Below are 21,780 nucleotides of genomic sequence, written 5' to 3'. Positions count from 1 at the left end.
AGTCTCTGGCCGATCAAGCCGAATCGGTCACGGAAAACTGTGAGGTTTCACAGTCGGCGCGGTGAGGAATGCGTCGTGGTAGTCGAGCGCCAGCAGCAGGTCTCCCGCGCGCTCGCGCAGCGGGCGGCCCAACAGGCCCTCGGCCTGGGTGAGGCGGTAGCGGATGGTGTTCTTGTGGATGCCCAGCCGTTCGGCGATCCTGTCGGCCGTCTCGGCCGAGGTGAGCACCTCGCGGACGGTCTCGCGGAGCCGGCCATGGGGCGGGTCGGCCAGACCCCGCAGCGTCGCCCGGGTGAACCGCTCGGCGGCAGCAGGGTCGTGCCCGATGAGGACCAGTGCGGCCACATCGTCGTAGGCGGTGAGCGGCTCCCGCCGTCCCGGTGCCAGCGCGACCCGCTGGGCGGACTGCGCGTCGAGGTGCGCGGCGACGAAGCCGTCCAGACCGCTCCCGCCGACGCCCAGGGTCACCCGGACGGCGGTGGGGTCGATCCCGGTGTCGGTCACGGTGTCCGGGTGCTCGCCCAGCGCGAGCCAGGCCCACATCTCCCGGCCGCCGGGGCGCACCAGGACCGACCGAGCGGGACCGATCCTGCGGGTGACCGCGGAGAGGGCCGGCTCGAGCTGTTCGATGGAGTCGGCGGTGAGCGCGTGCGCCACCAGGGCGATGTGGCCCGCGATGTTGATCGGGTGGCCGTCGAGGGCGGCGGACAGCTCGGAGGGAGCGACGCTGCGGTCGCGTAGCGCCTCCGAGACGACCTCGAAGCGGCGGGCGTCGCCGCGCTGCCGGATCCGGTTCGACTCCGTCTGGTAGATCAGCACCGACTGCTCGACCGAGGAACCGAACCAGGTGGTGGCCTTCGTCCAGAACCAGACCAGCAGGGCCTCGTGGTCGAGATCGCTGGGCGCCTGCCGGACGACCTGCACGGCGAAGCCCCAGCTCTCCTCCTGGGCCCGCTGGTAGACCTTGAGCAGCAGCGGGAGGCCGAGATGGCGGCGGGCGGCCTCGAGCGCAATGGCCCGTGCGGACGGGACCAACTCGAACTCCGTGTCCGGCAGCGTGATCCGGTCGAGAAAGGCGTACCAGTGCTCTTCGACGGCCCTCAGGAGCATGGGTCTGAGATCGGCCAGATCGATCTCGCCGTCGACCAGGATCGCGTCAGCGGTCGAGGCAGCCCACCGGGCGACCTCGTCCGGCCGGCGCTGCTCGTCGGCAAAAGCCGTCAACCAGGCAGCGAGGTCGGTCATGACGCTCAACCTCTCCATCGTCGGGCGGTGCGTCCCGGCAGTTTAAGACCGCCGGTCCGGCGACCGTCGGATCTGTGGCCCGTCGAGCACTCCAGTCTTGCCGCGAAGGCTGGCGTCGACCTCCGTGCGACGGCATGCTGGCTGCCCAAGCAACGACCAAGCCGTACGGCGCTCGAGAGGCTGATACCGAATGACCCCCGCCGCGCAGAGAGCCACGATCGCAGCCGTTCAGGTCCTCGGGCTCGCCGTGTGGTTCTCGGTCTCGGCGGTGGTCCCGAGCATCCAGGCGGAGTGGGGGACCAGCAGCACCCAGGCGGTGTGGCTCACCGGCACCGTGCAGCTGGGATTCGTCACGGGTGCGCTGACCTCGACCGTCCTGAACCTCGCCGATCGGTGGTCCGCACAGGTCCTCATGGGCGCCAGCTCGTTGCTCGCGGCGGTCTGTACGGCTCTGCTCGCGTGGTTCGCCGACGGTCTCGCCGTCGCGCTGGTCCTGCGGTTCGCCACCGGCTTCTTCCTCGCCGGCGTCTACCCGGTCGGCATCAAGCTGATGGCGTCCTGGGCTCCCCGTACGAACCGCGGCCTGGCGATGGGGCTGCTCATCGGTGCGCTCACCATCGGGTCGACGCTTCCGCATCTCATCGGCGGCCTGGTGACGCTTCCGTGGCGTGACGTGCTGCTGGTGACGTCGGTCGTCGGCGTGCTGGGCGCCGTGCTCGCCATCGCGGTCGTCCGGCCTGGTCCGCACCTGGCTCGCGGGCCGGTCACGCTGCATCCGCGGTATGTGCTCACGATGTTCGCCGAACGTGGGCCGAGACTGGTCAATCTCGGCTACTTCGGCCACATGTGGGAGCTGTATGCGCTGTGGACCTGGATCCCGGCGTACCTGCTGCACTCGCGTGCCTCCGAGCAGCTGGGTGATGTTCGCTCGCTGCTCGTCTTCGTCAGCATGGGACTGTTCGGCCTCGCGGGCTGTCTCCTGGGCGGGTGGGCGGCCGACCGGTACAGCCGGCGCGCCGCTGCCGTCACCGCGCTGTCGGTCAGCGGCGCCTGCTGCGTACTGTCGCCGCTGGCCTTCCTCGCGCCGGCACCTGTGGTCGCGATCTTCTGCGCCGTGTGGGGAGCATCCGTCATCGCCGACTCCGGCGTCTTCTCCACCGCTCTGTCCGAGGTCGTCGACAGCCGCTTCGTCGGCACCGCGCTCAGCGCCCAGACCGCCATCGGCTTCGCCCTCACCGTCGTGAGCATCCAGCTGGTCCCGCTCGTGGCTGCCGCCTCCAGCTGGCAGTACGCCTTCCTGCTCCTGGTGCCTGGTCCTGTCCTCGGGGCGCTTGCCATGTCGAGGCACGGTCGCTGACTGCGTCGTCGCCGGCTCCAGCGGCCCCCGACCGTCTCGGCGCTGTCTTCAGGCGGACGGGAACGGCAGTTTCATCTCATGCTCCCGAGCTACGGTCCGCTAGGCGGAAAGTTCGACGGGATTCCTCGGGAAGCGCGAACTCGCTCACGAGAACGTCAATACGCTTTGAGACGTAGTCACATTCTCGGGAGGCCGCTGTTATGGGTAAGAAGACGTCCAAGCTCGTACGCCGCTATTGGGGCTACCTGCTCCTTGCCGTTGCGGTGCTTCTGCTGTTTGGGTTCGACGTCGGACCGCTCGTGTTGTCCTCGGTGTTCTTGTTGTGCTTCGTATGGTTGCTTTTCAGAGCGCCGACCTCGTGCGGGGCCGCCAACCGGGATGGAACGACCTGTCGTAACAACTCCTACGGCCTCCTTGGTGGCTGCAGTTTCCGGCAACACAAGTGGCAGCGCTTTCGGGCTCTCACCCGACTCGACACCGCTCGTAACGCCTTTCGTGGGTGGTTCAGCGGGCCCCAGCAGCAGGTTGCAACCCTAGGTCTCTTCGTGGCGACGTTCGGCACGATCGCGAGCGCACTCAAATGACTTCCCCTTCGCGCGGCCGTTGAGCGAAGATTGAGCGCAACTACTCCACGACGGGAGCGGCGATTCCGAGGGGAAGCCGCTGGACTCGAACTGGACGGTCGGGCGCGATGGAGAAGATGGCGTCGCCGACCATCTCAATCGCTTCCTCGATCTGTGGAAGGTGCCGGACCAAGGCGTCGGCCAGCACCACTTTGTGAGGTACGAATCCCCGGAGGACCACCACGCTCGGGGAGGATGCCCTTGAGGACGCGAGGAATTTCGTGAGTTTCTTGTCCGCCGTGACCAACACGCGGTCGGTCTCAATACAGTAGCTGAAGATCTCGGGGTCGGTAACCCGCTGAAGGTTGACGTCCTCGGTGTGGATGACGTCCCAGTCGTCGGCGATCGCCTTGGTGATGGAGTACGGCAGATTCTGGTCTAGGAGCAGTCTCACGCAGATTCCTGCAGCGGAAGGTAGAAGTCACGCTGCGCGAGCGCGGCGGCGTAGGCGAAGACCTGCTGGGCGTCCTCGGGCTCGAGGAACGGGAAGTCCTCGCGGATCTCCTCGAAGGTCATCCCTGCTGCGAAGAGCTCGAGGAGCTGGTCGACACCGAACCGGTAGCCGCGAATGCACGGCTGGCCACCGAGCTTGTCGGGCTCTACGGTCAGCCGGTCGAATCCCGGAACTGTCTGCGTCATGCGCCGAAGTCTACGCCTCTGCGCATCTTGACTAATTGCATCGCGCGCGGGCGCTCTGCCCGCTATCGTTGTCTGCGATGGGAACTCTGAAGTAATCGATCGGGACGCTGCGTCGAGGTTTCTCCGCAGCGGGTCCTGAGCGACCGCGTCGTCTGCTCGGCGCGCTCGAGGTCCGTTCCGGTCCCGCATCTGCTGATGCGTATCGCCGCGGCGGTCGACCGTCGCGCAGAGGAGTCCTCTTGTTCCCGTCTGCTTCCATCACCTCCACCGTCCGCAGCCACCGCGTCTGCGAGCTGCGCTCGGCCACGGTCCGCTTCGTCGAGCGGGTCGTGCTCGACCGTGTCGATCTCGTGGTCGGCGCGACCGACCGGCTCGCCGTCGTCGGCGACAACGGCGCTGGCAAGTCCACCCTGCTCGACCTCCTCGCGGGCGTCGTGGCGCCGGTCGCGGGGAGACCCGTGTCGTACTCCCCGGCGGCATCGCACATGCCTCGCAGGCACTCCGGTTCCCGGCCGGGGCGACGGTGCACGATGCCGTCGACCTCCTGCTCGCGGACCTGCGAGCGCTCGAGTCGCGCATCCAGCACTGCTCCGAGCGTCTGTCGGCCGCCGAGGCGTACGAGCAGCGTGCGCTCCTCGAGGAGCTCGGCGAACTGATCGACAGGTTCGAGGCCCGCGACGGCTATGGCGTGGACCGGCGCGTCGATGCCGCACTGGATCAGCTCGGCCTGGGTGGCCTCGACCGGCATCGCCCGGTCGCCGGGCTCTCCGGGGGCGAGCGTGCACGGCTCGCCCTCGCCGTCGCGCTCTCGTCCAACGCCGAGCTGCTGCTGCTCGACGAGCCGACCAACGACCTCGACGACTCGGCGCTCGGCTGGGTCGAGGAGCGGCTGGCCGCGCATCGCGGAGCACTGGTGGTGGTCACCCACGACCGCGCCTTCCTCGAGCGCTTCGCCGATGACATCGTGCAGGTACGCGACGGTGGACTGCGCCGCTACGGCAACGGTTACGCCGGTTTCCTGGTGGCGCGGGCGACGGAGCGACGCCGCCAGGCCGAGCGGCACGAGCAGTGGAAGGCCGAACTGGCCCGCAACGAGGCTCTCGTCGAGTCGAACGCGTTCCGCCTGGAGGCGATCCCGCGCAAGCTCGAGCTCGATGGCTTCGGTCACGGTGCCTTCCGCGCGCGCAGCGGCGACCACGGGGCGATGGGCCGGATCCGGATGGCGAAGGAGCGGGTCGCCCGGCTGCGGGCCGAACCCGTCGCACCGCCGCCTGAGCCGCTCCGGTTCTCCGCCGGGCTCCGATCCGAGGAGCAGCCGCCCGAGGGGCACTACCTCGCCCTTCACGACGTACGCCGCGACGAGGGCGCCCGGCTGCGGATCGCCGGGTGGACGTTGAGCCCAGGGGACCGTTGGCTGGTGACCGGACCGAACGGCGCCGGCAAGACCACGCTCCTGCGTCTGCTGGCCGGCGAGATCGCTCCTGATGCCGGCGTCGTCGAGCGCTCTCCGGGGATGCGGGTCTCGTGGCTGCGGCAGGATGTCGCGGTGCCGCCCACAGGGTCGGTCGTGGCCGTGTTCGCACGCGCCGTCGGGATCCACCGCGACGACGCAGTCGAGCGGCTGCGCCGGTTCGGGCTGCTGCGCGAGGAGGACCTGAGGCGCCAGGTGCGGGCGCTCTCGGTCGGGCAGCGTCGCCGCCTCGACCTCGCGATCGCGCTGGCGGACCCGGGCGACGTACTGCTGCTCGACGAGCCGACCAACCATCTCGACCCCGAGCTCGTCGACCAGCTCGAGGATGCCCTCGACGATCACCCGGGAGCCGTCGTCACGGTCACGCACGACCGCCACTGGATCCGGCGCGCGGGCGCGGCGCGGCGGGTGCACGTGAGTGCCGGTTGGGCAGAGCCGGCTTAGTCGGTTGCGCCCGGGGTGAGCGCGGCCTGGATGGTGCCGTCGATCAGCCCGGCGGCGTCGGCCGCGTCGATCTCGCCGCGGTAGACGGCGCCGGAGGCGGCGTGGAGGACGCTCTGGACCAGGGTGAGCTGCCACGGGAGCGGCTGGTCGTCGCGGAAGCTGCCCTCGCTGCGGCCGCGCTCCATCAGCGGCCTCCAGCGGTCGATCAGCCCGACGTGGATCGCCTGGAACTGCTCGTGGGGCATGCTCTGCTCGGCCGCGACGATCAGCGCTCCGTACTGCTGGGTCAACTGCCACGACGCCTCGAGCAGCCTGCGCAGGGCGGCCCGGGGGTCGCCGTCGAGGTCGACGGCGCCGAGCGCCTCGTCGGACTGCTGGATGGCCCGCTCGACGACCTGGGTGACCAGCGTCGCGCGGGACTCGAAGTGGCCGTAGAGGGTGACCCGGCCGACGCCCGCGGCCTTGGCGATGTCAGCGACGCTGACGTCGGGGTCGCGGGCGAGGCAGGCGGTCGCCGCGTCCATGATCGACTCGATGTTCTTGAGCGCGTCGGCACGTTTCACGGTCGTCATCGACGAGTCCTCCCCTGAGATAGTGAACGTCAACGTACAGGTTAAGGGTCTCCGGGTCCGGTCACCGCCGTCCGGCCGGCCACGCGCACATCACCTTCGCGCGGACGGTGGCGCCGAGGCGACGATAGAACCGGATGGCGGCGTCGTTGTCGGGTTGTACGCCCCAGGTGATCGTGAGGTCACCGGAGCGTTTCGCCAGCTCGGTCATGAGCAGTCGGCCGACGCCGGCGTCGCGGTGCCCGGGGCGGACATAGAGGTCGTCGAGGGCGACGATGTCGCTGCCCGACCACAGGTGCAGGCGGCGTACGGCGGAGACGTAGCCGACCGGCTCGCCGTCGGCCTCGGCGAGCAGCACCGTGATCTCCGGGCGCTCGAGGTAGCCGGCCCACTGCTCGGCGGTCACGGTGACCGAGGCGGACTGGGCCTGGTGGGCCGCGATCTCGCTGATGAGCGCGTGGACGGTCTTGGCGTCGTCGGGGGTGGCGTCGCGTAAGACGATCTCCAATCGTGCCTGCTCGGTCATGCCGGTTCCTGCTCGGTGGCGGTGGCGGTGGCGGTGTGGGTGTTGGCGTGGGCGAGGTGCGCGTGGCTGACGGCGTACTCCTCGGGACGGGCGATCATCGCGACGAGCATGAAGAGCAGCATGAGTACGTGGCCGAGCAGCATCAGGCCGTCCGCGTCGATGACCCCGAGCCAGAGGAACGGGAAGAGGAGCGCGAAGCCTGCGTACATCGCGGCTGACATCTCGACGACCGCCCTCGATCCGTGGCCGCGGAAGCGCATCCACGCTGCCATCGGGACCACCATCGTGGTGGCCATGACCAGCGAGTCGACGTCGGCGCGATGCACCCACGCGCTCGCCGGCTGGTCGCCGACGGCGAGGTGCCAGAGCGGGTAGAGGACCATCATCCCGACGGCCATCGCGATGAGCATCTGGACGTAGTGGACCGCGAACGATCGGACGCGGGATCTCGGGCGTCGTGTCTTCGTCATGACTCCGTCTCCTTGTCGGTTCACTGGTGGATCTCAGGGGATGCCGGGCGACCGGGGATGAGAACGCCGGCGACGACGGCGGCGAGCGCGGCGATCACGGCTGCGACCAGGTAGGCCCGCTCGAAGCCGGCGGTGGTGCCGTCGACGAGGCTGGCCGCGGCGACGCCGGACATCACCGCCGCACCGAGCGAGGCGCCGAGCTCGTGGAAGGTGCTGAGGATGCCGGAGGCGACGCCCGCGAGATGCGGCTCGACCTGGCTCAGGGCGGTCGCGGCGGCGACGACGAACAGGGTGCCGAGACCGGCGGAGCCGACGCTGACCGCGACGACGGTCGTCAGTGTGCTCATGCCGAAGGCGGGTACGACGAGCCCGGCGGCGGCGATCAGCAGCCCGATGACGCCGAGGGTGCGGGCGCCGAGGCGCCCGATGAACCTGCCGCCCATCTGCGCGCCCACCATGGTCGCGGCGGCGACCGGCAGGAACAGCAGCCCGGTCGTGAGCGGCCCGTGTCCGGCGGCGCTCTGCAGATAGAACGTCCCCAGGAAGAAGACCGCCACCATCAGCCCGGTCGCGACGAACAGCACGAAGGTGCCGGACAGGACCGGTCGCCGCGAGAGCAGCGCCGGGTCGATGAGCGGGTGTCGCGTACGCCGCAGCCAACCGCCCAGGACGGCGTACCCGACGATGCCACCGACGAGGAGGAGGGCCGTGCGGCTCGAGGTCCAGCCCTCGTCGCCGGCCTCGATGAAGCCCAGGATCAGCAGCCCGGTGGCGGCGGTGACGACGAGCGCGCCGGCGAGATCGAGACGTGCGTTGCCTCCCCATGCCGGCAGCGCCGGAAGCTGTCGGGCGAGCATGAGTGCCACGACGATGCCTACGGGCACGTTGATCAGGAAGACCCATTCCCAGCCCGGCCCCGCGGTCAGGGCCCCGCCAAGAAGTACGCCGATCGCCGCCCCGCCCGCGCCGAGCGCCGACCAGATCCCGAGCGCCCGGTTGCGCTCATCGCCGTCGAAGAGCCGCACCACGGTCGAGAGGGCAGCGGGGGAGAGCATCGCCGCTCCGACGCCCTGTGCCACCCGGCCGCCGATCGCCAGCTCCGCGCTCGTGGCGAGACCGGTGGCCAGCGACGCCACGGTGAACGTCGCGAGCCCCGCCAGTACCACCGGCTTCGGCCCGAACAGATCAGCCATCCGGCCGCCGAGGAGCATCAACCCGCCGAACGCGAGCGTGTACGCACTCACCACCCAGGTCAGCGCATCCCGCCCCAACCCGAGGTCGGCGCCCATGTGCGGCAGCGCGATCGCCACCACCGTGACGTCGAGGATCAGCATGAACTGCGCCAGCCCAAGTAGACCGAGCAACCGCCATCGGCGTGGATCCGCTGTCTGCTCCATCGCCGCGTTCTCGGCTGTCTTGTCTGTCATGGGGTCTCCTCGGCTCGCTTAACATGAACACTACTGTTCGAGATTAACCTGAACAGCCGTGTTCGACAAGAGAGTTTTCGAGGTCGCCTCGGCTGGCGTGCTCGCGACGCCTCAGGGAGAGCGCGCGAGCCGCCGCAAGAGGGGGCGCCGAGATCGGGCCTGACGCAGCGTTGGTCGAGCCGCCGGAGCCGCTAGGCGAAGGCGTGTCGAGACCAACAGAGTCGCTTCCGCGCCCGAGTCCGAGCGCCGTACGCGGCCTAGGCCGACTGGTTCCTTCCCAGCCGCCAGCCGCCGATCGGCAGCTCGAGCGCCGACTCCGGGCCCCACGATCCCTGCTGGTAAGGCTCCACGGTGGGCCGATGCTCGAGGACGGGCTGGCAGATCTCCCACAGCCGCTCGACCTCGCGCGCGCTGGTGAACAGCGTCCGGTCCCCGTTCATGATGTCGAGGAGAAGCCGCTCGTACGCCTCCAGCGGCCCGGCATCCGGGGTGTCCTCGGCGAGGTCGAGGCGGAAGACTCCCTCGGTCAGCGCCATGCCGGGACCGGGTCGCTTGGCCCGGACCTCGATCTCGATGCGGGCCTCGTCGCTGAGCTCGATCACCAGCTCGTTGGGCTCCGCCCGACCCGGGGCGGCCGGCTGCAGCCACTGGTGCCGCGGGTCGATGAACCGGATTGTGATCGTCCGTCGCCCGGCGGCGAGCGCCTTGCCGGTGCGAAGGTAGAACGGGACCCCGCGCCAACGGTCGTTGTCGATCCACGCCTCGATGGCGACGTACGTCTCCACGTCGGAGTCGGCGGCGACGTCGGGCTCCTCGCGGTAGCCGTCGTACTGCCCGAAGACCACGCGCTCGGGATCCAGTGGTCGAACGGCCGCGAAGGCGGCGGCCTTCGCCGCGCGGATCGCGCCCTCCCGGAAGGCGTGCGGGTCCTCGATCGCCACGAACCCGAGCAGCTGGCACAGGTGGGTGGTGACCATGTCGCGCAGGCAGCCGGTGCCCTCGTAGAAGCTGCCGCGCCCCGTGACGGTGAGCGTCTCCGGGACGTCGATCTGGACGGACTCGATGCTGTGCCTGTTCCAGGCGGGCTCGAAGAGACCGTTGGCGAAGCGCAGCGCCAGCAGGTTCTGCACGGCCTCCTTCCCGATGAAGTGGTCGATCCGGAAGACCTGCTTCTCGTCGAAGGCCTCGCCGAGCACGGCGTCGAGCTCGCGCGCCGAGGCGAGGTCGGTGCCGAACGGCTTCTCAGCGACCAGCCGGCTGCGGACGTTCAGCCCCTCGCGGTCGAGCATCCCGACCATCGGCTCCACCGCCTGCGGCGGTACGGAGAGATAGAGAAGGCGCTGTACGTCGCCCACGGTCTGCTCGCTCTCCAGCGCGAGCCGGTCCTCGGCCTCGTGCACCGCCTCGGCCAGCTCGGCGCCGTCCTCGGCGGAGGAGGCGACGAAGCGGATCCGCTCGAGCAGTGGCCCGGCGACGCTCTCGTCGACCTCCTTGACGAACTCGTTCAGCGCCTGGCGAACCTGGTCGCGAAACTCGTCGTCGGTGCCGGGCGAGCGCCGCCCGCTGCCGATGATGGCGAGGTGGTCAGGAAGGCGCTTGGCGAGGGCGAGTCGGTACAGCCCGGGGAACAGCTTGCGCGCGGCGAGGTCGCCGGTCGCGCCGAAGAGGACGAGTACGTGCGGAGCTGGCTTGGAGGACACCTGCTCAGTCAACCACCCGCGGTCGACGTGTCAGAGACTCCCGCTTCGGCCGTTCAGAAAATCGACCGCGGCGGACAGGATCTCCTGGCGCTGTTGCTCGGGCTTCCCGCGACGGGATCGGCGGCGCATCGTGTCGAGGAGATGACGTACCCGTTCGGGACGGTCCAACAGCACGGTGCTGATCAGGATTCCGTCGCGCTGGAAGCGGCGGGGGAGGATCCGAAATCGGCGGCGCCGGGTCACAGTGAGCGAGGCCGGGTCGGCCTTCGGTCGGACCACCACGTAGGTATAGCGGAACGGGATGATGCCCTGGATACGCACGGTGCGTACGTCCATATCGACGCTGTCCACGTCGTCCCAGTCCAGCGTGATCCTGGCGTTGCCGAGTTCGATGTCCAGGGTCTGGAGTGTGAGGACGAGAGCGCGACGGCAGCGCCACGTGGTGAGCGTCTCGACGATGACCGGCGCGATGGGAACGGCGAGGACGCCGACCAGCGCGGCGAGCAGCGGGTGACCGGCATGGATCGCCGCAGCGGCGGCCTCGACGATGAGGGCGAACAGGCAGAAGATGACGAGCGCGCCGAAGATCTCCGCGACACGTCTGAGACGGACTTCGACCCCGGCGACGTCGCCGAGTCCGCTCGTGCGACGAATCCGTCGAACGGCGGCCGACCTCATCGGACCGATGCTCTTGATCAGAAGCAGGCCGACTCCGCAGACGATGAGGAAGATGGCGAAGGTGATGAAGAAAGCAGGGGAAACGGGGGCGCCCTCACCGGTCGTGAGGACGCCGACGATGAACGCGAGCCCCAGCATGATGCTGACGAGCGCCAGGACCGACCAGCCGAGGCGTCCCAGCGTGCGTCGCCGCCACGATCCTGAAACCTCCTCGCCGAGCATGGGTCGAGCGTAAGGCTGGTCCGCGTCGATCGCGTTTCCATGGACCCTGGGTGACCCGAGCGAGCGACTGCAGGGTCGGTCCGATCAGGCGGAAGTGCCTTTCTCGCCGGCTTGCTACATCGCTCAATTCGGCGGCATCATCCGGTCCGTCGCCGGGCTCGTCGGTGCGGGGCCCGATGAGAAGTGCATCCGGGCTGGCAGACCATGCGTACGACGGCGGAGAGATGGGGAACGTGAACAACACCAACGGTGACTCCGCGCGGAGTCGAGTACAGCGTCGAGTCGCGGACACTCCCACGAGCGATCTCACGGCCTCGAAGCTGGACGAGATCGTACTTCAGGAGACCGGCATCTACGAGAGCGTCAACGACCTTTTCCGCGATGCGGAGAAGACTCACTTCGCCATCCAGGATGGGACCCGATCGGCGCTGAACGCGGGTACATCACTCAACTGTTTCGGGCTTCTGGCCGTAGTCGCCGCCGCGGCTGCGTGGGGCGGTGTCTTCGGTCGGTACGAGTCACCAGGCTGGACGTGGATCCTTCCGGCGCTCGCGCCGGTCGTTGCTGCCGCAGCGGTGATCGTCGCGGTGTTCTCGCTCGGGCGTCCGGCCACGCGGATGGCGTCCGGATCGGTCACGATCGGCTTCGTCCTCATCAGCGTGGCCGGCGGCATCACGTTGTTCGTCTTTGACCTCGAGCCGCGGGAGCAGTGGTCTATCCTGGCCTCGATCGCTGTCGGCGGCGCAGCGGTCGTTTTGCTCGGTGTCACGCGGATCCGCAACACCGACGAGTCCCGCGACCTCGAGCTCGCGCTTCTCCGCGCGCGCCGTGACGCACGGGCTCTCCTCGAAGAGGAACGAGCGAAATTCCTCCCGAGGCTCGACCGAACCATGGAAACCGTACGGGTGGATCTCACAGAGCTCGACGCGCTCTGGGCCTTCGCGGCCGACTGCGCCGCCAAGCGCGGCGTCAAGGACCTCGATCGCGTGAACGGCCCTGTCGGCGCTTCGAAGCTCACGTCGATCTTGAGCATTCCGCGCGATCATCACGACACCGCTGGCGAGAGGGCCGAGGAGGAATGGGAGAAGAGGAGTCGTCCTCAGTAAGGACCGCACTACCTTCACGGACGAACGGTTGCTCGCAACTGCCGTAGCATCGTCGGCAGCGAGAGGAGTTGGTCACTGTGGCCATGCAAACCTCCACGGTGAGACCGTACGCCGAGTCGGACTTCGCGCAACTCGTCGAACTGCTGAGACAGAGGGCGCCGATCCCAGGCCAGCCTCGAGTGTCGTCCGAGATGGTCCAGGCCGCGCTCAATGGCACCAGCCCCATCGACGGCGGTTGGTGGGCAGAGCTCACGAACCTTCGCCACCTGGTCGTCCCCGACAACGGGAACTTGGCCGGCGCAGTTGCGGTCGGTACGTCGAAGGCGGACGGCGCCGGTTATCTGCTCTGGTTGGCGGCAGATGACAATGAGGTAGTCGAGACGTTGGTCGACGCCGCAGTAAGCGCTCTGGAGGGCACAAGCGTGCAGCGTGCCTTCTCCTTCGCCACCGCACTCGACGAGGGCTTGGAGGGATTGCCTGTCCGTCTGCGCCCCGTCGTTCACCAGGCACTTCTGTCGCGTGGTTTCGCCGGCGAGGACATGTGGGTCTACATGCGGCGAGACCTCACTGCGACTGACTCGATGCTCGCCGACGATGATCTCGTCGCCGCGTTCACCGTTTCTGACGGCGAGGATCCTCAGTCGTGGAGGATCACGGCGGATGGCGGGGCGGACGAAGGAGTCGTCGTGATCGGATTGCTGCCGTCGGGCACCGGCATCGTGGAATGGCTTCACGTCGATGATGCACATCGAGGCCGTGGACTGGGCAAAGCAGTTCTCAGCGTCGGCCTGCGCCACCTCGTATCGCTCGGCGCTACCGAAGCGATCCTCTACGTCGACCACGACGCTCCGGAGACCGAGCGGGATCGCGCGGCGGCCTTGGCGCTGTACGAGGCGGCCGGATTCGAGGTCGTGGATCACCTGCACAGCTATGAGCGCCCCGGTTCATAGGTTATGTGGCCATCGATCCGCTCTGCGGTCCGTTCAGCATCTCGGCAGCACGCATCGTCGGCGCATCTCGCGACCATGCTGATACGAGATGGTGAAGGACGCCGTCCTCGGTGTTCGCGCCGATGACGCCGGTGGCGGCGGCGAGGACCTCCGGAGCAGCGTTGGCGACTGCGTACGCCTGATCTGCGGCCCTGAACATGGGCAGATCGTTGAGGTTGTCGCCATAGACGATGACACGGGCGACGTTCAGGTAGTCACGCAGCCAGGCGACGGCGTGGGCCTTGGTGGCGCGCGCGGCGCTCAGTTCGAGGTACGTGTCCTGCGGGTGGTGCGTGTCGATCTGCGCGATGAGGGAGAGCCTGCCGTCGGTGGCAGCCCCGATGTCGATGGTCAGGGCGGCGATCGCCGATGCCTCACCGATGATCGTGGCGTAGAAGCCGCCAGCGCGGGGGAGTTGCGCCCATCCGGGGGTGGGGCGAAAGCGTGAGTCTCCAACCCGGTCGGCGAGAAATCGGCGCATGCCGTCGGACTCTTCGCCTTCCACCCAGGCGGCCCTCTCGGCCGTGGGGATCCCGTTGTAGACGATCGGCGGAACTCGGTGTTCCCGGCAGAGCCGGAGCACGGTGTCCAGGTCGGCGTCCGGGATGCGTTCTTCGTTGAGGATTGCGCCGGTGTGCGGATCGAGCTGGAACGCGCCACCAGAGACCGTGACCGGGATCTGCAGATCGAGGCCGTCTGCGACTCGAGCTGCGGAGACGTACGAGCGTGCGGTTGCGTAGCTGAACTGCAGGCCATTGGCGAGGAGGTCATTGATGCCGTCGCGGGTCGCTGTCGAGAGCGCGGCGCCGGGACCGAGGAGGGTGCCGTCGAGGTCGCTGAGGATCAAGGTGCTCAAGAGGTCCCGTTCTTGTTGGTCATGAAGGTGTCGATAGGGGTGTGTGACCACGATGTTGATGCGTGTCAAAAGTAGGTGTCGACAAGCGTCATTGCTCTGGCGGCCGCGGTTCGATCCAGATCCCCGCAGAGGCGCAGACCGGAGATCGCGATGCTGCGTACGACGTCGTTGTTCACAGGCCGGCCAGCCTGACGCATCGCGATGACCACCTCGGCGAGTTGGAGGAGAAGAGTGCCGATCGGGGTTGCGCCCCAGGCGTCATCTGACCGGGTGGTGCTGCTCGGAACAGTGTTGGCAGCGAAACGCTCGTACGCATCACTGAGGTCGGCACGAGCGTCGGCAAACTCAGCGAATGCCTTCGTTGCCGTCACGTCTGGCAAGCGCTGCAGCAGGCCGCTGTTGTGTCTTGCCTCTGCGAGAGTCCGTACGTCGATGAGGAGCAGCAGGCACAACGCGACGTCCCATCCGAGGTCGGCGGCATCTGCCTCGAGCTGTTTGATCCGCGTCGTGGTGGGTCGGATCGTTCTCGCCAACAGCTCACGAAGAACATCCTCCTTCCCGGCGAAGTGGTAGTAGAGCGAGGCCTGCCGGATCCCGACGGCGTCGGCGATCTCCCGTGTTGACGTGGCGGCGTATCCACGACCGACGAACAACCGGGCTGCGTGATCGATGATCTCGTCGCGTGGTGACAGTCCTTCTGCGGCGGCCCCAGTGTGTCTGGGACGGCCGACCCGCAGGCGCCGGCGGCTGACTGGGCCCGGGTACGCCGATTGTGCGCTCATAGTTCGATAGGTTGGGCGATAGTTGTTGATCTCGGAAGATGCCGCCTGCTGGAATGGCCTGGTTAACCCCGATTGACCTCGGAACACGCTGTCGATCAAAGTCGCGGAGGCGATCCATGACGAGCAAGTTGCGTGATGCGCGACTGCGTCGCGGTTGGTCGCAGATGCGCTTGATCCGCGAGCTCCAGACCGCAGCGGGCAGACGCGGCGCTGTTCTCCCTGACGCCTCTGTGCTGAAGACGCAGATCTCCCGCTGGGAGAACGGGCGCCGTGCGCCCGATGAGTTCTACCGGAGCCTCCTGCAAGACGCATTCGAGCTGACAGCGCCAGAACTCGGGTTCCCCGCACTCGTTGAAGCGCCGGATTGCACCTACGGCCCAGAGCCCTTGAACAAGGCGGCGAGCCCGGAGCTGGTGAACGCGCTTCAGGCCTCACTCATTCAGCTGGCGACACTCGACGCCGCCGCTGGGCCACAGACCGTTCTTGCGCTTGCCCGTGAACAGGCAAGGTTCGCGTCAGGGCTCGTACGCGGAGCCGCGGGACGAGACCGAGCAGACGTCTCGCGCGTCGCGACACGGTTGAGCGAGTTCACCGGCTGGCTCCACCAGGACGCAGGGGATCTCGATGGCGCGGTGAGTTGGACCGATCAGGCATTCGATCTGGCGACCGAAGCCGGTGACCCTGACCTGGTCGCCTACGTTGCGATGCGTCGGAGCAACATCGACTCCGACCGTCGCGACAACCGGGCATCGCTCACCCGTGCGAGCGCTGCCCTTGGCGCCGCGGCGCTCGATGATCCACGACTCAGCGGTGTTCTCCTGCGGCAACGGGCAATGGCGCACGCGCTGATCGGCGACGAGGCTGCCTGTCGTCGAGACCTTGACGACGCGCTCCAGGTCGTCGCGACGAACGGAGCCGGCCACGAGACGACGAGCCTGGTCCCGTACGTCACGTTGTCCTACATCGAGATGGAGGCAGCCAACTGCTACCTCCGCCTTGGCAAACACCAAGACGCGCTCGACATCCTCACCCAGAGCATCCAAGCGTGGCCGACCGGCACCCAGGAACGCGACCGCGGGCTCGCGCTTGCTCGCCTGGCCACTGCGTACGCTGGCGCACATGAGGTTGAGGAAGCCGTGACCACTGGCCACGCTGCACTGAAAGTCCTAACGGTTACCCGATCAGCGCGGATCCTCACCCAGATCCACGACCTACGCCGCGAGCTGGCGCCGGTCTGGGAGACCCCCACGGTGCGCGATTTCAACCACGCCTTCAAAGCAACCACGGCACGGAAGGCGTGAGTGCTCCGATGACCAACCCCGACGTGATCTCCACCGAGACCGGCCCCGATGTCGCCCTTCGCGGCAGCAAGATCGCAGTGCTCCCGATCGGCAGCTTCGAGCAACATGGCGACATCCTTCCGCTGTCGACCGACACCATCGTCGCGACCCAGATCGCCTCGATGGTCGCCCGCGCAAACGATCTGTGGCTACTGCCCCCGATTACCGTGTCTTGCTCTCAGGAGCACGCCGACTGGGCGGGCACTATCAGCATCCCCGCCGCCACGCTGATCAGACTGGTCGAAGACATCGCCGCCTCGGCTCGCTCCCAAGGGGTCGAGCACATCGTGCTCGTCAATGGGCACGGCGGCAACTACGTGCTGCAGAACGTCGTCCAAGAAGCCAGCGACCTCTCCCTCTTCCCTGGTCGCAGCGACTGGGCCGCCGCTCGCGAGGTTGCCGGCCTGGAGACGAACGCTCACGACGACATGCACGCGGGCGAGCTCGAAGTCAGCATTCTTCTCCACTGCGCCCCTGAACTCGTGGGCCAGGACTTCAAGCACCGGGATCATCTGGCTGCCAGCCGTCCCCACCTGCTCACCCACGGCATGCGCCGCTACACGGAATCCGGCATCATCGGCAGTCCGTCGCTGGCGAGCGCGGAGAAGGGTGCGGCCCTTCTGGACGCACTAGCAACACTCTTCAACGACCACCTCAGCGGATGTTCAGGCGTCTAGGTAGCGACCTTTAGCCATACGACTTCGCCTCTCGCAGGTTGGGGAATCGCACGGTCCTGAAGTGGCAGGGTTGTCACTATGGCGACGATCCACGGCATCGAAGCAACCCCCGACGAGCTGAGGGCGCTCGCGCTGATCGGTTATGGCCACTTCACGTCGATGCATGTCGAAGAAGGCGGGTTCGACGGCATGCTGTTCACCGATCCCGTCAGCACAGAGGTCTCCGAGGGACTGCCTGGAAAATCGGCTTCATCAGCGACGAGGGCATGGCGGTCTGGCCCGACGCGGCCGTACTTCCAGACGTGACGATGGTCCTGCTCCGCGGCACGAGCGATCGACACGTCGCGCGGGTGATACTGCTCGACGAGATCCGTCATATGCGCGCAGCGTTCGCCGCCAACGCCATCATCGGGGTACGTCCGGTCAGGGCGGTCGACGACCACCACTTCGATTCCGACCACCCTGCGATCGGCGAGTTACAGCAGGCCTATGCAGCAATCTCGCCTCAGAGGTGAGGGCGGCCGCCCGTTCGGCTGAGACCAGGTAGCTACGCGTCAGTTCGCCCAAAAGTCGCGGCAGCCAACCTGAGCCGGTGATAGCGCGTGGCGTAGCACGTTGGTAGGTCATGGGTCCGGGGTGAAGCCCCGGGATGAGGTAGCTCATATGCTCCGCGCATGGCGCTGCTGCTTGACCCCGACCGAGACGTTACGACCTTTACCTGCGAACACGGCGACCGCCACGAACGGATCTGTGGCTTCATCAACGATGACGAGCGAGGCGCGTTCGCGGTCTACTTCGCCAACTGCGTCCACCACGACGGCGTGCACGAGGCGTACATCGACGCCATACTCGACAACGACTGGGACCCCGACCACCCGACTTCGCCAAGCCCGGATCGAGTCACTTTCGGCTGCCGCTACGGCTGGATCAAGGACCATGGCCTCGCCTGCTCACTCGTTCAGGGTGGGAGTGCTGGCCCAAACATCGACTATTATGGACACAAGCTCTCGCGCGACGAGGCGCTCGCTCATCCTTGGCTCGCAAAGTTCTGGGACGCTGTCGACCTCATCATCGAACATGACTCGACGGTGCGAGGTCACTTCACCGACGACGACGCGGAGTAGCTACCAGGCCAGGTTGTCGAGAACCTTGGACGACCCTGACACGTCGCGATTGCACGGATCAGCCACGATTCAAACACTTCCGACGTGCGTCGTGCCGCCGCTCGGGTGCATCTGCGGATGGAGTCCCAGGACCAGCCCAGGCTGGCTTCTCGTAGGTCTGGCTGGTGCCCCGCAGACGTATTCGGTCACGCCGGGGCGCAGGCGGCAACAGGGTGTGTCACTCCGCCGCGAGTGAGCCACGGTGGGTCGACGTGGTCCGGATCGCTGATCCAGAGGCGAAGGGAGGAGAGCGGGTGACTAGTGCGACCACCCATGGGCGCGGCCGCCATTGCATGAAGCCGCTCGATCAGTTTGGTGGGCTCGACGTGGCCCTAAGAGCATTCGACTAGCGGTGGCATCCCCAATCTGGGGGATCCATACCGGGGTAAAGGAGGCCAACGACATCGCTCCTCACGATGCTCGTTGTGGCATCCAGTTCAAGACGCAGGTGATCGGCCGAGCACGCATTCGGCCAGTGACTGGGCCGATCTCTGGGTTTCCCGCCGCGTCATGGCAGGAACCGCGACAACATAAGGAAACGTCGATGAACTACTCCTACCCGCCTCCGCCGCCCTTGCCGAGCAGCACGCCCCTCGACCTTGAGATCAGGAAGGCCGTCGCCGAGGGTTGGACTCTGGTCGCCCGTGACGCCAGCAGCGCCGTCCTCAACAAGGGTGGCAACGTCCGGCACGTAATGCATGGCATCATCTCTTTGGTCACATGCGGTGTGTGGCTGTGGGGTTGGGCCATCGTCGCGATCCTCGGTGCTCGCCAGGCCATGACGTTGACGATTGACGAGAACGGCTACGTCGATCGTGAGGGACCGAAGTCCCGTGCGCCCTACCTGGCCGGCATGGCCGGGCTCTTCGTTGTCGTCGTGATCATCGGTGCATTGCTACCTGACGACGCTGCGACCATGGCGACAGAAGATCCTTCTCCGGCTGAGTCCAGTGCACCGGTCAAGGCCGCCGAAGAGGAGTCCGAGAAGCCTGAGGCGGAGGAGAAGGAGGTCGCGTCGGCACCGGTGGTCGAGCCAGAGCCCGAGCCAGAGCCCGAGCCAGAGCCGGAGTTCACGGTTGCTCAAGAGCAGGCCATCCGGAAGGCCACCGACTATCTCGACTACACATCGTTCTCGCGCAAGGGGCTGATCGAGCAACTGAAGTTCGACGGCTTCTCGGAAGGCGAGGCCGCGTTCGGGGTCGATCACGTCACTGTCAACTGGATGAAGCAGGCCGAGAAGAAGGCGCAGGATTACCTCGACTACACGTCCTTCTCGCGGGACGGCCTCATCACCCAGCTGGAGTTCGATGGCTTCACCAACAAGCAGGCCGTACATGGAGTGGACTCGGTGGGTTTGTGAGGACTCCGCTCACAGTCGCTGTGCCCTTGGCTGCCGTGCTGCTCACCGCATGCAGCGGCCAAGCGGGGACGTCCTCCAAATCGTCCACGGAGTCGGTCAAGACTGTCAGCCTCAACAAACTGGTACTGACAGCGATCGATACCGAGGACATCATTCACCAGATGTCGGCTGGTGCCGAGGTGACCTCATTCGAGACGCCATGTAAGTCGGTGGCAGGCTTCGTGGCGGCCGGAGATGAGGTGGTCATTCGGGATTCGGATGAGAGGGTCGTTGCTGAGGGGCATCTCGGGCCGGGGCTCTACGGCAATGACGAGGGCGGTAACAGCATCCCGCTGGATGAGGTTCCCTGCGTCTTCGAGTTCACCATCGCCAACGTCCCGCTCGCTGATCATCGTTACGAGGTTCGGATCGGGGACAACACCCCTGTGGAGATGACCCGGATGGAACTCGCGAATTCGGGCGAGGACATCGTCATCGACTGAAACCTCCCCCCGAGCTCAGTTCTCACCCGTGCTTGGGTTAAGGAGACGAGGAGGATGCCTGGGCTTGGCGGCGCCACCGGGGGCAACGGGCGTTTGCGGAACGCAAGGTGTGAGGGCTCTCGGCATGCTTCGCCTGCAGGCTTGGTGGTCGTAGCGGAGTTCGGCAGACGGTGGCCCTCGGCGGGCATCATGCGCGCAACGTCATGTATGCCCGCCAGACGTTTGACCGTCGCGACTCGCGGCGCGTACGACATGAACGTCGCATCAGAGGTCGAAGGGAACTACCTCAAACCAAGTATCGCCCGAAACGGGAGCGTCGAGGTGGTCGTGATCGGGCAATGGTGGATAGATGGATGCATCGCAGCAGACGGCGGATGAAGTTGCGGAGCGGCTCTTCGGGTCGCTCCTCGGCACGGTCGAGATCGTCTCGGTCTTCATGGGAGACCGCCTCGGGTGGTACCGCTCCCTGGCTGATGAGGGGACAGCTAGCGCGGTGGAGCTCGCGGAGCGCACGGGCACACAGGTTCGGTACGCGCGGGAGTGGCTCGAGCAGCAGGCGGTGGTGGGGCTGTTGGTGGTCGATGCAGACGGCGCTCCCGACGAAAGACGCTTCGCCATCCCGGCCAGCACTGCGGAGGTGATGACCGACCCGACCAGCCTGGCCTATCTGGTGCCCATCGCCCGGATGTTCGGGGCGGTGGGGCCGGCGCTTCCTCGGTTGCTCGAGGCGTACCGGAATGGTGGCGGGGTGAGTTGGGACGAGCTCGGGGATGACGCTCGGGAGTCCCAGGCGGATGCCAATCGGCCGTGGTACGAGAAGGAGCTCGGGCCGGCGCTGGCCGGCGTGCCGGCCGTCCACGACGTTCTCGCCGAGCCGGGATGTCGGATTCTCGACGTGGGTTGCGGTGGGGGATGGTCGAGCATCGCCCTGGCTCGCGCCTATCCCGAGGCCACCGTTCTCGGCATCGACATCGACCAGCCGTCGGTCGACATGGCCGTGGCGAACGCCCGCGAGGCAGGGGTCGAGGACCGGGCGCGGTTCGTGTGCCAGGACGCAGCCACGCTCGAGGAGGGAACGGTCGACGTGGCGTTCGCCTTTGAGTGCGTGCATGACATGCCTCGGCCGGTCGACGTGCTCGGCGCGGTCCGGAGGACGCTCGTGCCCGGGGGATCGCTCGTGGTGATGGACGAGGCGGTCGCGGACAGCTTCGCCCCGGTCGGCGACGAGGTGGAGCGGCTGATGTACGGGTTCAGCCTCTTCGTGTGTCTGCCGGACGGGCTCTCGTCGGCCCCGAGCGTCGGCACCGGGACGGTGATGCGGCCTTCGACGTTGCAGGGATACGGCGAGGCCGCGGGGTTCGCCGGGTTCGAGGTCCTGCCGATCGAGGGGTCCGGGTTCTGGCGGTTCTACCGGCTCTCCTGAACTCATCCGGGCAGATAGGGCTTTCGTTGCGGCGTACCGTGGATGGCGAACCAGCAGTTCGCCTGAGGCGGGGCCATGAAGATCACATCATCCCGGGCCGTCGCCACGGTCCTCGGCGTACTCGCGCTCGGTGGGTGCGGCGCTGAGACGCCCTCGGTGAGAACGCCGCCGCCGCCGTCATCGTCGCCGTCGGCAACCGCGTCACCGAGCGCCACAGCGTCACCAACCCCC

Annotated in this window: 23 protein-coding genes and 1 pseudogene; 13 read left to right on the top strand and 11 right to left on the bottom strand. The window is 67.3% G+C overall.

Translation table 11 applies throughout. The features are described from left to right. Positions 1-27: 27 nt before the first annotated feature. Positions 28-1,245, bottom strand: coding sequence for a PucR family transcriptional regulator (locus H5T77_RS14420; protein ID WP_292650337.1), 1,218 nt, complete (start codon positions 1,243-1,245; stop codon positions 28-30). Positions 1,246-1,435: 190 nt separating this feature from the next. Between H5T77_RS14420 and H5T77_RS14415 the strand changes: the two genes are divergently transcribed. Together H5T77_RS14415 and H5T77_RS14410 are read left to right on the top strand one after the other, a co-directional pair. Further along, a complete protein-coding gene (locus H5T77_RS14415; protein WP_292650335.1) occupies positions 1,436-2,602 on the top strand; it encodes an MFS transporter in 1,167 nt (388 codons plus the stop codon). Between the two features lie 200 nt (positions 2,603-2,802). Then, positions 2,803-3,186, top strand: a complete 384-nt coding sequence (locus H5T77_RS14410) for a hypothetical protein (RefSeq protein WP_292650333.1) — start codon at positions 2,803-2,805, stop codon at positions 3,184-3,186. 40 nt (positions 3,187-3,226) lie between these two features. Here H5T77_RS14410 and H5T77_RS14405 read toward each other — a convergent pair whose 3' ends face one another. Beyond that, positions 3,227-3,619 carry a DUF5615 family PIN-like protein gene (locus H5T77_RS14405; RefSeq protein WP_292650331.1) on the bottom strand — a complete coding sequence of 131 codons (393 nt, stop codon included), beginning with the start codon at positions 3,617-3,619 and terminating at the stop codon, positions 3,227-3,229. Continuing rightward, positions 3,616-3,864: a DUF433 domain-containing protein gene (locus tag H5T77_RS14400; RefSeq protein ID WP_292650330.1), complete on the bottom strand. Its 249-nt coding sequence runs from the start codon at positions 3,862-3,864 to the stop codon at positions 3,616-3,618. The genes H5T77_RS14405 and H5T77_RS14400 overlap by 4 nt, the downstream gene beginning before the upstream one ends. A gap of 293 nt (positions 3,865-4,157) precedes the next feature. On the opposite strand from H5T77_RS14400, the pseudogene H5T77_RS14395 reads away from it, so the two are divergent. Further along, a pseudogene (locus H5T77_RS14395) lies at positions 4,158-5,779 on the top strand (ABC-F family ATP-binding cassette domain-containing protein). On the opposite strand, the gene H5T77_RS14390 reads toward H5T77_RS14395, so the two are convergent. The 6 genes from H5T77_RS14390 to H5T77_RS14365 form a co-directional block, all read right to left on the bottom strand. Then, positions 5,776-6,351 carry a TetR/AcrR family transcriptional regulator gene (locus H5T77_RS14390; RefSeq protein ID WP_292650327.1) on the bottom strand — a complete coding sequence of 192 codons (576 nt, stop codon included), beginning with the start codon at positions 6,349-6,351 and terminating at the stop codon, positions 5,776-5,778. The pseudogene H5T77_RS14395 and the gene H5T77_RS14390 overlap by 4 nt on opposite strands. Before the next feature lie 61 nt (positions 6,352-6,412). Then, positions 6,413-6,874, bottom strand: coding sequence for a GNAT family N-acetyltransferase (locus tag H5T77_RS14385; protein WP_292650326.1), 462 nt, complete (start codon positions 6,872-6,874; stop codon positions 6,413-6,415). Then, positions 6,871-7,344 carry a hypothetical protein gene (locus H5T77_RS14380; RefSeq protein WP_292650324.1) on the bottom strand — a complete coding sequence of 158 codons (474 nt, stop codon included), beginning with the start codon at positions 7,342-7,344 and terminating at the stop codon, positions 6,871-6,873. Before H5T77_RS14380 ends, H5T77_RS14385 begins: the two co-directional genes overlap by 4 nt. Positions 7,345-7,364: 20 nt before the next feature. After that, positions 7,365-8,771 (bottom strand): MFS transporter, encoded by a 1,407-nt coding sequence (locus tag H5T77_RS14375; protein WP_292650322.1) that lies wholly within the window; start codon positions 8,769-8,771, stop codon positions 7,365-7,367. 257 nt (positions 8,772-9,028) lie between these two features. Further along, a complete protein-coding gene (gene zwf, locus H5T77_RS14370) occupies positions 9,029-10,471 on the bottom strand; it encodes a glucose-6-phosphate dehydrogenase (RefSeq protein ID WP_292650320.1) in 1,443 nt (480 codons plus the stop codon). A gap of 30 nt (positions 10,472-10,501) precedes the next feature. Beyond that, on the bottom strand, positions 10,502-11,371 hold the full coding sequence (locus H5T77_RS14365) for a hypothetical protein (RefSeq protein WP_292650318.1): 870 nt from the start codon (positions 11,369-11,371) through the stop codon (positions 10,502-10,504). A gap of 50 nt (positions 11,372-11,421) precedes the next feature. On the opposite strand from H5T77_RS14365, the gene H5T77_RS14360 reads away from it, so the two are divergent. Then, positions 11,422-12,477 (top strand): hypothetical protein, encoded by a 1,056-nt coding sequence (locus H5T77_RS14360; protein WP_292650317.1) that lies wholly within the window; start codon positions 11,422-11,424, stop codon positions 12,475-12,477. Positions 12,478-12,560: 83 nt separating this feature from the next. After that, positions 12,561-13,427 carry a GNAT family N-acetyltransferase gene (locus H5T77_RS14355; RefSeq protein ID WP_292650351.1) on the top strand — a complete coding sequence of 289 codons (867 nt, stop codon included), beginning with the start codon at positions 12,561-12,563 and terminating at the stop codon, positions 13,425-13,427. Between the two features lies 1 nt (position 13,428). On the opposite strand, the gene H5T77_RS14350 is transcribed toward H5T77_RS14355, so the two are convergent. Both H5T77_RS14350 and H5T77_RS14345 read right to left on the bottom strand, forming a co-directional pair. Beyond that, entirely contained in the window at positions 13,429-14,322 is an 894-nt protein-coding gene (locus tag H5T77_RS14350) for an HAD family hydrolase (RefSeq protein ID WP_292650315.1), read from the bottom strand. A 65-nt stretch (positions 14,323-14,387) separates the two neighbouring features. Next, positions 14,388-15,203: a TetR/AcrR family transcriptional regulator gene (locus H5T77_RS14345; RefSeq protein ID WP_292650313.1), complete on the bottom strand. Its 816-nt coding sequence runs from the start codon at positions 15,201-15,203 to the stop codon at positions 14,388-14,390. Positions 15,204-15,220: 17 nt separating this feature from the next. Here H5T77_RS14345 and H5T77_RS14340 point away from each other — a divergent pair, with 17 nt between their 5' ends. The 8 genes from H5T77_RS14340 to H5T77_RS14305 all read left to right on the top strand — a co-directional run bounded on the left by H5T77_RS14340 (position 15,221) and on the right by H5T77_RS14305 (position 21,549). Further along, entirely contained in the window at positions 15,221-16,405 is a 1,185-nt protein-coding gene (locus H5T77_RS14340; RefSeq protein WP_292650311.1) for a helix-turn-helix domain-containing protein, read from the top strand. An 8-nt stretch (positions 16,406-16,413) separates the two neighbouring features. Beyond that, complete coding sequence (locus H5T77_RS14335; protein ID WP_292650309.1) at positions 16,414-17,121, top strand: creatininase family protein; 708 nt, start codon at positions 16,414-16,416, stop codon at positions 17,119-17,121. Positions 17,122-17,199: 78 nt separating this feature from the next. After that, positions 17,200-17,427, top strand: a complete 228-nt coding sequence (locus H5T77_RS14330) for an aminotransferase class IV (protein WP_292650308.1) — start codon at positions 17,200-17,202, stop codon at positions 17,425-17,427. Then, positions 17,424-17,636: an aminotransferase class IV gene (locus H5T77_RS14325; protein WP_292650306.1), complete on the top strand. Its 213-nt coding sequence runs from the start codon at positions 17,424-17,426 to the stop codon at positions 17,634-17,636. The genes H5T77_RS14330 and H5T77_RS14325 overlap by 4 nt, the downstream gene beginning before the upstream one ends. Positions 17,637-17,795: 159 nt before the next feature. After that, complete coding sequence (locus tag H5T77_RS14320; RefSeq protein ID WP_292650305.1) at positions 17,796-18,245, top strand: hypothetical protein; 450 nt, start codon at positions 17,796-17,798, stop codon at positions 18,243-18,245. 583 nt (positions 18,246-18,828) lie between these two features. Further along, a complete protein-coding gene (locus H5T77_RS14315) occupies positions 18,829-19,644 on the top strand; it encodes an Ltp family lipoprotein (RefSeq protein WP_292650303.1) in 816 nt (271 codons plus the stop codon). Between the two features lie 35 nt (positions 19,645-19,679). Next, positions 19,680-20,126 (top strand): hypothetical protein, encoded by a 447-nt coding sequence (locus H5T77_RS14310; RefSeq protein WP_292650301.1) that lies wholly within the window; start codon positions 19,680-19,682, stop codon positions 20,124-20,126. A gap of 349 nt (positions 20,127-20,475) precedes the next feature. After that, a complete protein-coding gene (locus H5T77_RS14305) occupies positions 20,476-21,549 on the top strand; it encodes a class I SAM-dependent methyltransferase (protein WP_292650299.1) in 1,074 nt (357 codons plus the stop codon). The last annotated feature ends 231 nt before the right edge of the window (positions 21,550-21,780 follow it).

It is taken from the genome of Nocardioides sp. (assembly GCF_014360585.1).
Classification (GTDB): Bacteria; Actinomycetota; Actinomycetes; order Propionibacteriales; family Nocardioidaceae; genus Nocardioides.
The sequence above is the reverse complement of the archived record's forward strand: the minus strand, read 5'-3'. Positions and strand labels throughout refer to the sequence as shown.